Source organism: Streptomyces sp. NPDC001714 (assembly GCF_042892755.1).
Lineage (GTDB): Bacteria > Actinomycetota > Actinomycetes > Streptomycetales > Streptomycetaceae > Streptomyces.
The window spans coordinates 1-12975 of the sequence record NZ_JBIAUL010000016.1 but is presented as its reverse complement, the minus strand read 5'-3'; the positions used below and the strand labels follow the sequence as shown (position 1 = coordinate 12975).

Annotated in this window: 10 protein-coding genes; 9 read left to right on the top strand and 1 reads right to left on the bottom strand. The window is 71.0% G+C overall.

Annotated features, from left to right (window positions below; all coding sequences use genetic code 11):
- Window positions 1–157 precede the first annotated feature (157 nt).
- The 8 genes from ACFY0P_RS35070 to ACFY0P_RS35035 all read left to right on the top strand — a co-directional run bounded on the left by ACFY0P_RS35070 (window position 158) and on the right by ACFY0P_RS35035 (window position 10436).
- A complete protein-coding gene (locus ACFY0P_RS35070; protein WP_388922501.1) occupies window positions 158–1774 on the top strand; it encodes an L-lactate permease in 1617 nt (538 codons plus the stop codon).
- A gap of 456 nt (window positions 1775–2230) precedes the next feature.
- Window positions 2231–3598 carry a phosphomannomutase/phosphoglucomutase gene (locus ACFY0P_RS35065; RefSeq protein WP_388922499.1) on the top strand — a complete coding sequence of 456 codons (1368 nt, stop codon included), beginning with the start codon at window positions 2231–2233 and terminating at the stop codon, window positions 3596–3598.
- Between the two features lie 439 nt (window positions 3599–4037).
- The gene (locus tag ACFY0P_RS35060; RefSeq protein ID WP_293993735.1) at window positions 4038–4208 is read left to right on the top strand and encodes a Trm112 family protein; all 171 of its coding nucleotides are present in this window, start codon (window positions 4038–4040) and stop codon (window positions 4206–4208) included.
- 55 nt (window positions 4209–4263) lie between these two features.
- Window positions 4264–5391 (top strand): SIS domain-containing protein, encoded by a 1128-nt coding sequence (locus ACFY0P_RS35055; protein WP_388922496.1) that lies wholly within the window; start codon window positions 4264–4266, stop codon window positions 5389–5391.
- A 210-nt stretch (window positions 5392–5601) separates the two neighbouring features.
- Window positions 5602–6753 (top strand): mannose-6-phosphate isomerase, class I, encoded by a 1152-nt coding sequence (manA, locus tag ACFY0P_RS35050; RefSeq protein ID WP_388922493.1) that lies wholly within the window; start codon window positions 5602–5604, stop codon window positions 6751–6753.
- 166 nt (window positions 6754–6919) lie between these two features.
- Window positions 6920–7900, top strand: coding sequence for a cation diffusion facilitator family transporter (locus ACFY0P_RS35045; RefSeq protein ID WP_388922490.1), 981 nt, complete (start codon window positions 6920–6922; stop codon window positions 7898–7900).
- 258 nt (window positions 7901–8158) lie between these two features.
- Window positions 8159–9616, top strand: a complete 1458-nt coding sequence (gene ahcY, locus ACFY0P_RS35040; protein ID WP_388922488.1) for an adenosylhomocysteinase — start codon at window positions 8159–8161, stop codon at window positions 9614–9616.
- Between the two features lie 193 nt (window positions 9617–9809).
- A complete protein-coding gene (locus ACFY0P_RS35035) occupies window positions 9810–10436 on the top strand; it encodes a hypothetical protein (protein ID WP_388922485.1) in 627 nt (208 codons plus the stop codon).
- A 27-nt stretch (window positions 10437–10463) separates the two neighbouring features.
- Here ACFY0P_RS35035 and ACFY0P_RS35030 read toward each other — a convergent pair whose 3' ends face one another.
- Window positions 10464–11387, bottom strand: coding sequence for an RDD family protein (locus ACFY0P_RS35030; protein WP_388923177.1), 924 nt, complete (start codon window positions 11385–11387; stop codon window positions 10464–10466).
- 141 nt (window positions 11388–11528) lie between these two features.
- Between ACFY0P_RS35030 and ACFY0P_RS35025 the strand changes: the two genes are divergently transcribed.
- Window positions 11529–12536 (top strand): stage II sporulation protein M, encoded by a 1008-nt coding sequence (locus ACFY0P_RS35025; protein WP_388922482.1) that lies wholly within the window; start codon window positions 11529–11531, stop codon window positions 12534–12536.
- Window positions 12537–12975 lie beyond the last annotated feature (439 nt).

The following is a 12975-nucleotide window of genomic DNA, read 5'->3' as shown; positions in this document are numbered from 1 at the left end:
CGCGATCACCTTCTGTGTGTGCCTTCCGTGTGCGGCTTCCGCGCGTGTGCATTCCGCGTTGCACGCCCATTGACGCGCGCTTGTCGCGGACACGACCATTCCGGACAACCGTCGGCGGGAAATGGCTTTCCGCATGCCGGAACCCGGGGAGGCGCCCGTGTACGTTCAGGAACTGGAACCCGTCGCCGACTCGCTCGGCCTGTCCGCCCTCGTCGCCGCCCTGCCGCTGCTGATCGTCCTGGTCCTGCTCGGCGGGGTCCGCGTGAAAGCGCATCTGGCAGGCCTGAGCGGCCTTCTCGCAGCCGTACTCGTCGCGGGGCTCGCCTACCGCATGCCGCTGGACCAGACCCTCTCCAGCGCCGCCCAGGGCGCCGCGTTCGGCCTGTTCCCCATTCTGTGGATCGTCGTCAACGCCCTGTGGGTGTACCGGATGACGGTCCGCACCCGGCACTTCGACGTCCTGCGCCGCTCGTTCGGGCGACTTTCCGACGATCCGCGCATCCAGGCCCTCGTGGTCGCCTTCTGCTTCGGCGCCCTCCTGGAGGCACTGGCCGGATTCGGCGCCCCGGTCGCCATCTGCTCGGTGATGCTCGTCGCCCTCGGCTTCGACCCGGTCCGCGCGGCCGTGGTCTCCCTGGTGGCCAACACCGCGCCGGTGGCCTTCGGCGCGATGGGCACCCCGGTGGTGACGCTCGCTCAGGTCACCGGCCTGCCCCTGGACTCGGTCGCCTCCGTCGTCGGCCGCCAGACCCCGCTCCTCGCCCTGGTGGTGCCTCTGGTGCTGGTCGGCCTGATCGACGGCGTGCGCGGCCTCCGCGAGACCTGGTTACCGGCCCTGGCGTGCGGAGTCGCCTTCGCTGCCGCCCAGTTCGCCGCCTCCAACTACGTCTCCGCCCAACTCGCCGACATCTGCGCCGCCCTGGCCGGCACGGCCGCCCTGCTCGCCGTGCCGCACGCGCGCGTGCCGGCGACCGAGGAGGTCCGCGCGGCCGTCCTCACGGGCGCCCGCAACGTGGACCTGGACGAGCGCGACGAACGGCCTCGAATCCTGCGCGCCTACGCCCCGTACGCCCTGATCATCGCGGTCTTCTCGATCGCCCAGATCCCGCCGGTCAAGGACTGGCTGGCCAAGGTTAACCGGGTCTACGACTGGCCCTTCCTGGACGTCGTCAACCCGAAGGGTGAACCGGTCGGAGGAAATCTCTTCACCTGGCCGGTCGTCTCCACGGGCGGCACACTGGTCCTGTTCGCAGGCATCGCCACGGCGGCCGTCCTGCGCGTGCACGCGCGCGAGGCGATCGCGGAATGGGCGGCGACCGTACGCGAGTTGCGGTTCGCGATCCTCACCGTGACGTCCGTCCTCGCCCTCGCCTACGTCATGAACCTCTCCGGACAGGCGGCCACGATCGGCCACTTCGTGGCGGCGGCGGGCGCGGGTCTGGCCTTCCTCTCCCCGGTCCTCGGCTGGTTCGGCGTCGCCGTCTCCGGCTCCGACACCTCGGCGAACGCGCTCTTCGGCGCCCTCCAGGTGAGCGCCGCCCACGAGTCGGGCCTCTCGCCCGAACTCCTGGCGGCAGCCAACAGTTCCGGCGGCGTACTCGGCAAGATGGTCTCCCCGCAGAACCTCACCATCGCCTGCGCGGCCGTGGGCCTGGCGGGCCGGGAGGGCGACCTGCTGCGCAGGGTGCTGCCGTGGAGCCTCGGGCTGCTGCTGGTGATGTGCCTGATCGTGGTGGCACAGAGCGGGCCGGTGCTGGGCTGGATGCTGCCGTGAGCTGAGCTGAGCTGAGCTGAGCTGAGCTCAGCTGAGCAGGGCCGGGCCGGGCCGGGCCGGGCCGAGCCGAGCAAGGCCGGGCCGAGCAGCGCCGGGCAGGTGCAGGGCCGGGCGGGACCGGTGAGCGGGCGGCGGACTCCGCCGGACCGCGCTCGACGACGGCGCTCGACCGGGGCGCTCAACGACGCTCGGCCGCGTTCGACGGCGGTCGCCGTCAGTCGCCGCGATCGACTGCTGACGCCTCCCGCCACCTCCCGCCACCTCCCGCCACCTCCTGCCACCTCATGCCGACTCCTGCCGACTTCTATCGACTGCGATCGATCGCGCTCGCCCGAGTTGGATCACCGCAGATCACAGCCGGGAGTCCGCCGGGTGTCCGCCGGGGGATCTCACGTCGGCTCCTCACCCGGGACAGGTAGTTTGTGGCGACCGAGAGGATTCCAGGAGGGCTGGCCGGTGGCTGTTGCTGATCTGTCGCAGATCGTGAAGGCGTACGACGTACGCGGGGTGGTCCCGGACCAGTGGGACGAGGCGCTCGCCGAGCTGTTCGGCGCCGCGTTCGTCCAGGTGACCGGTGCTGCCGCGATCGTCGTCGGCCACGACATGCGGCCCTCCTCGCCCGCTCTGTCCCGCGCCTTCGCGCGCGGTGCGGCGGCCCGGGGCGTCGACGTCACCGAGATCGGCCTGTGCTCGACCGACCAGCTGTACTACGCCTCGGGCGCCCTCGGCCTGCCCGGCGCGATGTTCACGGCCTCGCACAACCCCGCGCAGTACAACGGCATCAAGATGTGCCGCGCGGGAGCGGCGCCGGTGGGCCAGGACACGGGCCTGGCGGAGATCCGGGAGCTGGCCCAGCGCTGGTCGCAGGAGGGCGCCCCCGAGCCGGCCGCCACGCCGGGAACCCTCACCACCCGGGAGACGTTGTCGGACTACGCGGCTTACCTGCGTTCGCTCGTGGACCTGACCTCCATCCGCCCGCTGAAGGTCGTGGTCGACGCGGGCAACGGCATGGGCGGCCACACGGTCCCGACGGTCTTCGAGGGCCTCCCGCTGACCCTGGTCCCGATGTACTTCGAACTGGACGGCACCTTCCCGAACCACGAGGCCAACCCGCTCGACCCCGCCAACCTCGTGGATCTCCAGCAGCGCGTGCGCGCCGAGTCGGCCGACCTCGGCCTGGCCTTCGACGGCGACGCGGACCGCTGCTTCGTGGTCGACGAGCGCGGCGAGCCGGTCTCCCCGTCGGCGATCACGGCCCTGGTGGCCGCACGCGAACTGGCGAAGAACGGCGGCAAGGGCACGGTCATCCACAACCTGATCACGTCCTGGACCGTCCCCGAGGTGGTCCGGGAGAACGGCGGCACCCCCGTCCGCACGCGCGTCGGCCACTCCTTCATCAAGGCCGAGATGGCGACGTCCGGCGCGATCTTCGGCGGCGAGCACTCGGCCCACTACTACTTCAAGGACTTCTGGAACGCCGACACGGGCATGCTGGCCGCCCTGCACGTCCTCGCGGCCCTGGGCGGCCAGTCCGCCCCCCTCTCCTCCCTCGTCGCCCAGTACGACCGCTACACCGGCTCCGGCGAGATCAACTCCACGGTCGCCGACCAGCAGGCCAGCCTCGCGGCGATCCGCGCGGCCTACGGCGACCGCGACGACCTCACCCTGGACGACCTCGACGGCCTCACCGTCACCGCCGCCGACTGGTGGTTCAACGTCCGCCCCTCCAACACGGAACCGCTGCTGCGCCTGAACGCGGAGGCAAGGGACGAGGCGACGATGACGAAGATCCGCGACGAGGTACTGGCCATCATCAGGGCCTGACCCCGACTCCTCACCCGGCTCACCTGCCGGCGGCCCGATCCGCCTGAGTATTCCGCCGGAAGGGCCGCGGCGTCGGGCGATTCGGAGGCCGAAGGGTGCCCGCGGCGCCAAGCGGGTACCCGAAGGCCGAAGGCTGGGGGAGGAACTGCGCGACCAACCACGACGGCGCCGCAGTCGGCAGACGGCACACCGCGCCCCCGTCGGTCTCCGAGCCACCCCGTCCCCCGGTCCTCTCCACCGGCCGAGTCGCCTCGCCCCGCCCTCGCTTCTCGATCGACCGAGTCGGTCGGCGGGTGGGCGAAGGTCCCGGGGCTCCGGGGGGCGGAGCCCCCTGGGCGGTCACCCCGGCGGACGCTCAGCCGTCACCCGTGGCCAGCCCAACCCACCCCACCGGCGGTAACCTGACCGCACGCGAACATCCACCCCGAAGGGAACCCCCATGCCGCTCGAAGCCGGCCTCCTGGAGATCCTCGCCTGCCCGGCCTGCCACGCCACCCTCAAGGAGCAGGACGCCGAGCTGATCTGCACCGGCCAGGACTGCGGCCTGGCGTACCCCGTCCGCGACGGCATCCCCGTCCTCCTCGTCGACGAGGCCCGCCGCCCGGCGTAAGCAGCAGGCCCCACAACCGCGAAACATCAGGACCCCGGCAACCGGAGGCCGCTCCATGCTCGACGAAACGCTGCTCGACACCCCGGAGGACCTCGCCAGGGCCGACCGCCGAGGTCTGCTGCGCGGCGCGGCCGAGGCCGGCGCCCGCGTCCGTACGGCCGCCCGGCACGCCAACGAGGCCGGTGTCCAGGAGCTGAAGCCGGACGGCCGCCCACGCGCCGTCCTGATCGCGGGCCCCGGCGTCGCCGCCACCCACGCAGCCGACCTCCTCGGCTCGCTGGCCGGCCCCGGCAGCCCCGTCACCCGCCTGGCCCCCACCGGCGTCGCCCCGGCCGCCGGCGCCCTGCGCTGGGAACTACCCGGCTGGGCCGGCTCCGTCGACCTGCTGCTGATCGCCACCCCGGACGGCACCGAACCCAGCCTCTCCCTCCTCGCCGACCAGGCCTACCGACACGGCTGCTCGGTCGCCGCCGTGGCTCCCGCCGGCACCCCGCTCGCCGAGGCGGTGGCCGGCGCCCACGGCCTGTTCATGCCGATGGCGACGGCCCCGTACGACCACGGCGAGCCGCTCGCCGGCTCCTCCCCGGGCGTCCTGTGGGCACTGCTCACCCCGCTGCTCGCGCTCCTCGACCGGATCGGCCTGGTCACCGCCCCGCCGGAGGCCCTGGAGAAGGTCGCCGACCGCCTCGACCACATCGCCGAGCGCTGCGGCCCGGCCATCGTGACCTACAGCAACCCGGCCAAGACCCTCGCCGCGGAACTCGCCGACGCGCTCCCGGTGGTCTGGACGGAGGGCGACTCGGCAGGCCCGGCCGGCCGCCGCTTCGCCGCCGCCCTCGCCGAACTGGCCGGCCGCCCCGCCTTGGTCGCCGAACTCCCCGAAGCCCTGGCGGCCCACACCGCCCTGCTCGCCGGTCCGCTCGCCGCCAGCGCCGACCCCGAAGACTTCTTCCGCGACCGCGTGGACGAGGCGCCGGCGCTGCACGCGCGCGTGGTGCTGCTCCGCGACCGCCCCATCGGCGGCCTCACCGCCGCCCCCGCCGCCCGCGACCTCGCCCTCAGTCACGACACCCCGATCAGCGAGCTGGAGCCCGAGGCGGGCGACGAGCTGGAGACCCTGGCGGAACTGATCGCCGTCACGGATTTCGCCGCCGTTTACCTGACGCTCGCTTCGAGGGCCTGAAGTGGACACCGGCACCGGGCCCGCCGCGCGAGGGACGACCTGAGGGCCGTAACGAAGGCGAACCGGCAGGGAAACACACGGTGAACACGGCCGCCGTACACCGCCGTACACCGGAGTACGACCCGTACGGCGGACCATGTGCCCCGTGCCACCGCGCCCCCGCGCAACCCTGTTTGCCCCGCCCGCAGAGAGAACCGGCAGAGAGAAGTCATGGATCTCCTCGACAACACCATCCGCCCCTACGCCTGGGGTTCCCCGACCGCCATTCCGAAGCTGCTCGGGGTCGAGCCGAGCGGCGAGCCGCAGGCGGAGATGTGGATGGGCGCGCACCCCGGCGCCCCCTCGCGCACCGCGCGCGGCACGCTCGTCGAGGTCATCGACGCGGACCCGAGGGCCGAACTGGGCGAGGAGGCCGTGGCCAGGTTCGGCCCGCGCCTGCCCTTCCTGCTCAAGATCCTCGCCGCCGGCGCCCCGCTCTCCCTCCAGGTGCACCCCGACCTCGAGCAGGCCAGGGAGGGGTACGAGGACGAGGAGCGGCGCGGCATTCCCGTGGACGCCCCGGACCGCAACTACAAGGACGCCAACCACAAGCCCGAACTGATCTGCGCGCTCACCGAGTTCGACGGCCTGTGCGGCTTCCGTGCCCCGGAGCGGACGGCCGAACTCCTCGACGGCCTCGGCATCGACTCCCTCAAGCCGTACGTCGACCTGCTGCGCGTCCATCCCGAGGAAGCGGCTCTGCGCGAGGTCCTCACCGCGATCCTGACCGCCGACCGCGAGGAGATGGCCCACACGGTCGCCGAGGCCACGGCTGCCTGTACCCGCCTCGGCGGCGACTACCTGCCCTACGCCGACATCGCCCACCACTACCCGGGCGACCCCGGCGTGATCGCCGCGATGCTCCTCAACCACGTCCGCCTGCAGCCCGGCGAGGCCCTCTTCCTGGGTGCCGGCATCCCGCACGCCTACCTCAACGGCCTCGGCGTCGAGATCATGGCCAACTCCGACAACGTCCTGCGCTGCGGCCTCACCCCCAAGCACGTCGACGTCCCCGAACTGCTCCGCATCGTCCGCTTCGAGGCGGGCGACGCCGGTGTGCTGCGCCCCGAGGCGGCCCCGGACGGCGAGGAGGTCTACGAGACGCCGATCGACGAGTTCCGGCTCTCCCGGTACGTCCTGCCCGAGGGCGCCGCGGCTCATGACCTGACCCTGCCCACCCCGCAGATCCTGCTCTGCACGGCCGGTTCGGTCCGCGTCGGCGAGTACGACCTGGCCCCCGGCCGCTCCGTGTTCGTCCCGGCGGCCGAGAAGGCGGAGGTGTCGGGCGCGGGCACGGTGTTCCGCGCCACGGTGATCGTCTGAGAGGTCTGCGCCTCTCGCGGGGTCTGATTGTCCTACCGGTGGTGTGGATACCTGATGAGCCGTTCCCGGACAGGGCTGCAAGAATGACCCACCGGCAAAGCACGGGCAAAGACGAGCACCGGCAAAGACGGACGACGGCGAGAACGAGAAGGGACAACGCGAACACATGAGCGCGTCAGGCGGCACCAGGGCGATCGTGGCGGCACTCGGCGCCAACCTCGCGATCGCGGCATCGAAGTTCGTGGCGTTCGCGTTCAGCGGCTCCTCGTCGATGCTCGCCGAGGGCGTCCACTCGCTCGCCGACTCCGGCAACCAGTTCCTGCTGCTCATCGGCGGCAAGAAGGCCCAGCGCGAGGCGACCCCGCAGCACCCCTTCGGCTACGGCCGCGAGCGGTACATCTACGCCTTCCTCGTCTCCATCGTGCTCTTCTCCGTCGGTGGCATGTTCGCCATCTACGAGGGCTACGAGAAGATCAGCCACCCGCACGAGGTCGAGCATTGGTACTGGCCGGTGGGCGTTCTCGTCTTCGCGGTCGTCGCCGAGGGCTTCTCCTTCAAGACGGCCATCAGGGAGTCCAACGAACTGCGCGGCAAGCTGTCCTGGTCGCAGTTCATCCGCCGCGCCAAGGCCCCCGAGCTGCCCGTCGTCCTCCTCGAGGACTTCGGCGCCCTCATCGGTCTGGTCCTCGCCCTCCTCGGCGTCGGCCTCGCCGTACTCACCGGCGACGGAGTCTGGGACGGCATCGGCACGGTCTGCATCGGTGTCCTGCTCGTCCTGATCGCCCTGGTCCTGGCCGCCGAGACCAAGTCCCTCCTGCTCGGCGAGGCCGCGGGCGTCGAGGAGGTCAAGAAGATCGAGGCCGCGATCGTCGACGGCGACACCGTCACCGGCATCATCCACATGCGCACGCTCCACCTCGGCCCCGAGGAACTCCTCGTCGCCGCCAAGATCGCCGTCCAGCACGACGACACGGCCGCCGAGGTCGCCAAGGCCATCAACGCCGCCGAGGCCCGCATCCGCACCGCGGTCCCCATCGCCCGCGTGATCTACCTGGAACCCGACATCTACAGCGAGGCAGAGGCCGCCAAGGGCCCCGACCCGGAAGCCACCCCGGGCGGCCCGACCCCCCACTCCGCCGGCCACTGACCCCCTCGAACGGCGTGATCTGTTCGGAGGCGGACTGGGGACGGCCCGCTCCTCCGGTGTAGCTTGGGACGGAGCCAGACGTCGCTGCTGATGGCGGTCGGGCGGTCCCAGACGGACCGTCCGAGGGAGAGAGGGCCTCCGACGGACTGCGCTGCGCGCACGCGGGCATGCCTGTGTCCTCTTCTCGGGCACCCCTGTGTCCGCCGCCGCGCAGACCAGCCGTACCCACCCTCGACCCAACCCGAGGAGCAGCTCGCAATGACGACTGTCGACAACCGACAGGACTTCAAGGTCGCCGACCTCTCCCTGGCCGACTTCGGCCGCAAGGAGATCACCCTCGCCGAGCACGAGATGCCCGGCCTGATGGCGATCCGCAAGGAGTACGCCGAGACCCAGCCGCTGGCCGGCGCCCGCGTCACCGGCTCCCTGCACATGACCGTGCAGACCGCCGTCCTGATCGAGACCCTGGTCGCCCTGGGCGCGCAGGTCCGCTGGGCGTCCTGCAACATCTTCTCCACCCAGGACCACGCGGCCGCCGCTATCGCCGTCGGCCCGAACGGCACGCCCGACAACCCGCAGGGCATCCCGGTCTTCGCCTGGAAGGGCGAGACCCTGGAGGAGTACTGGTGGTGCACCGAGCAGGCGCTGACCTGGCCGGACAGCCCCACCGGCGGCCCCAACATGATCCTCGACGACGGCGGTGACGCCACCCTCCTCGTCCACAAGGGCGTCGAGTACGAGAAGGACGGCAAGGTCCCCTCGGTCGACACCGCCGAGTCCGACGAGCACCGCGTCATCCTCGAACTCCTGCACCGCACCATCACGGACGGCTCGCAGAAGTGGACCCAGCTGGCGTCCGAGATCCGCGGCGTCACCGAGGAGACCACGACCGGCGTCCACCGCCTGTACGAGATGCAGCGCGACGGCGTCCTCCTGTTCCCGGCGATCAACGTCAACGACGCCGTCACCAAGTCGAAGTTCGACAACAAGTACGGCTGCCGCCACTCCCTGATCGACGGCATCAACCGCGCCACCGACGTCCTGATCGGCGGCAAGACCGCGGTCGTCTGCGGCTACGGCGACGTGGGCAAGGGCTGCGCGGAGTCCCTGCGCGGCCAGGGCGCCCGCGTGATCATCACCGAGATCGACCCGATCTGCGCCCTTCAGGCCGCGATGGACGGCTACCAGGTCACGACCCTCGACGAGGTCATCGACAAGGCCGACATCTTCGTCACCACGACCGGCAACAAGGACATCATCATGGCCTCGGACATGGCCAAGATGAAGCACCAGGCCATCGTCGGCAACATCGGCCACTTCGACAACGAGATCGACATGGCCGGCCTCGCCAAGGTCCCCGGCATCGTCAAGGACGAGGTCAAGCCGCAGGTCCACACCTGGACCTTCCCCGACGGCAAGGTGCTCATCGTCCTCTCCGAGGGCCGCCTGCTGAACCTGGGCAACGCCACCGGCCACCCCTCGTTCGTGATGTCCAACTCCTTCGCGGACCAGACCCTGGCCCAGATCGAGCTGTTCACCAAGCCCGACGAGTACCCGGTCGGCGTCTACACGCTGCCCAAGCACCTCGACGAGAAGGTCGCCCGCCTGCACCTGGACTCGCTCGGCGTGAAGCTGACGACGCTGCGCCCCGAGCAGGCCGCGTACATCGGCGTGAAGGTCGAGGGTCCGTACAAGTCGGACCACTACCGCTACTGAGTCCGGATCCCGCCCACCGGGAGTGCGCGCCCGTGCACCGACGCGCTCTCCCGGTGGCAGGTCCCCCGCTCCGCCGAGGCAGGCCCCCGCACCCCCGTGCCGGGGGCCTGCCCCTTTGGCCCGTCGACCGCTCGCGCGGCCGTACCGCAGGTCCGAGCGCCGGACCCACGCCCCGTCAAGCCCCAGGACCCCCATGCCCCGCGGCCGCTATTCGCTCCACGATCCGCACGATCACACCCCCCTCGGCGAAGAACACTTCCAGTGCGCCCCCGGCCCCTCCGGCTGGCGTTATGTCTCCCAGGTGACCACCCCCTCCGGTGACCACAGCGGCTCGGTCGATCTCGCCCTGGACTACCTCGGCCGCCCCATCCGCCTGGAACTCCACGCCGGGGGCTGGCAGGTCCGTGGCGCCGCCCTCGACGGCGTCACCTGGGTCCGTACGGACCCCACCGGCACCCACGCCACCGAAGGCAATGCGCGCGCCCACGCCTTCACCGGCACGTCCCCCGCGTTCCTGGTCGCCACCGCCCGTCTCCTGCGTCTCACCCCCTCCGCCGCCGCGACCCGCGTACGCCTCGTGGCCTTCACGGACCCGGTCCTCGCCCCGCGCACCGTGGACCAGTCCTGGGCCTTGCTGAGAAGAGAAGCACACGCTACTGACAACGGCCCTCTGACCGTGGACGAGTACCAGGTCACAGCCCTGGACACGGGCGAACAGCACCCTGTGCACCTCGCCGGCGACGTGGTCCTGGCGGCGCCCGGAATCGAGTTGGAGGACCTGCGGTCACCGCCGTCGGTCTTCCCGGACCCCGAGACCTGAGCAGCGGGCCCCCCGGCCGGACCGTGTCTAGGCCGGCGGCACGAACCCGGTCGCCGGCCGCTCGGCCGCCGCCGCGGGAGGAGCCACGGGCACAGCCGACGGCGGAGGGACCGGCGCGGGGGCGGGAACAGGAGCAGGTGCAGGGGGCGCACCGGGTACCGGCGGCGCGTACGCGTTGGGGACACCGGCAGACGGAGGAGCATGGTCGGCGAAGGCCCGCCGGGCTTCACGGGCCTGCCGCTCCTGGACCACCGCCGCCAGATACACGGCCGGCGGAATGTCCGTCGGCGCCGGAGTCCCCGTCCGCGTCGCGAGATCCCCCGCGAGCTGCGCGGCCATCGCCCACGAGACCTGCGGATCGAGCTGCTGCATCCGCGTGAGGTACTGCCGGACGGCGAGCCACAGCGCGTCCGGAACTGCCGACAGGTCCAGCCCGGCGAAACGCCCCGCCAGCCAGGGCGGAGGCGGCGGAACGAAACGAGTCTGCCCGACGGGCACCCGCTCCCGCACGACGAGGGTCCCCGCGAACACGTCACCGAGCCGCCGCCCCCGTGCCGAGACCAGCGAGGCGATACAGGCGACGACGCCGAATGTCATCAGAATCTCGACCACACCGAGAGCGCCCCGCACCAGCGCATGACGGAACCGGATGGGCCCGCCGTCATCCCGCACGACCCGCAGTCCGCACGCCATCTTCCCGAGCGATCGCCCGTGGCTCAGCGTCTCCACCGCGATCGGCGCACCGACCAGCACCAGCAGGAAGGCCGCGATCGCCAGGGCGATCTGAGCGGCGTCGTCGAGCGAGGCCGTGGCCGCCGCCAGGCCGATCAAGACACCGAGGTACACGGTGAAGGTCACGATCAGGTCGAGCAGCACGGCAAGCGCCCTGCTGGGCAGCCTCGCAGGACGCAGTTCGAGCGCCACCGCCTCGCCTGTCACCAGCTCACTCACGCCCGCCGCCTTCCCCTGGTCTGCCCTGTACAGCGCAAGTCTGCCAAGCTGAGGGCGCATCGCGCCCCAGTACGACAAGCTGACAGCTGCGACATTGCTACGACAGGCAGTCGACGACCAGCCGAGGAGCAGGCAGACCCGATGGACCTCGACGTCTTCGTCTCCGCGCACCGAGCCGAGTGGGACCGTCTCGACGCGCTCCTCCGTCGCCAGCGGCGCCTCAACGGAGCCGAGGCCGACGAACTCGTCGTGCTCTACCAGCGCACCGCCACCCACCTGTCCCTGATCCAGTCCAGCGCTCCCGATCCACAGCTCACCGGCCGCCTCAGCCAACTCGTGGCACGCGCGCGTAGCGCCGTGACAGGCACTCGCCGCGCCTCCTGGCGCGACGTCGCCCGTTTCCTCGGACAGGGATTCCCGGCCGCCGTCTACCGGTCCCGCCACTGGTGGGTGCCCACCGCGCTCATATCCACCGCCATCGCGATCGTCCTGGGCTGGTGGATCGGCACCCACCCGGACGTGCAGTCGACCATCGCGGCCCCCAGCCAGCTCCGCGAGCTGACCCGCCCCGGCGGCGAGTACGAGACCTACTACTCCAGCCATCCCGCGGCCTCCTTCGCCGCGCAGGTGTGGACCAACAACGCCAGGGCCGCCGCGATGTGCCTGGTCCTGGGCGTTTTCCTCGGTCTCCCGGTCCTCTGGATCCTCTTCGAGAACATGCTGAACCTGGGCGTCGGCTTCGGCCTGATGTCCTCGGCCGGCCGACTCGACACCTTCCTGGGCCTGGTCCTCCCGCACGGGCTGCTGGAACTCACCGCGGTCTACGTGGCCGCGGGAACCGGACTCCGCCTCGGCTGGACCCTCATAGACCCGGGCCCACGCAGCCGCCGTACAGCCCTGGCCGAAGAGGGCCGCGCCGCCGTGGGCATGGCGATCGGCCTGGCCCTCGTCCTGTTCGTCTCCGGTGCCATCGAAGGCTTCGTCACCCCATCGGGCCTGCCGACGTGGGCGCGTATAAGCATCGGAGTAGCCGCTGAGCTGGCCTTTCTCGCCTACGTCTTCGTCGTCGGCGGCCGTGCCGCTCGCGCCGGCGAGACGGGTGACCTTGAGGAGTCCGAGCGCAGCGCGCTCGTCCCGACGGCCGCCTGATGTGCGGAGACCCCCTGTGAGCTGCTAGTCTCCTCTTCGCCCCGGAAGACCCGTTGACACGGGTTGGATGGGGAGGTAGATTCAAACAGTTGCCTAGAACTGGACAGGTTCGGGGCTGATCGTTAGAATCGATCTGCTTCACAACGGAGAGTTCTCTCCGAGACATTGAAGCCACCCCCGATTTACTCAGGAATGAGTGGCCGGTCAGACCGGCCAAGAACTTCTGATAAAGTCGGACTCGCCGAAAGAGAGCCGGAAGGCAATCGAAAAGGCAAAGGCTGTCCAGCGGCCACCGGAATTGAATTCCGACCGGAAACGGAACGGAAAACGGATCTGGTAAGGTTGGAAACACCGAAGGGAAGCCCGGAGGAAAGCCCGAGAGGGTGAGTACAAAGGAAGCGACCGTTCCTTGAGAACTCAACAGCGTGCCAAAAGTCAA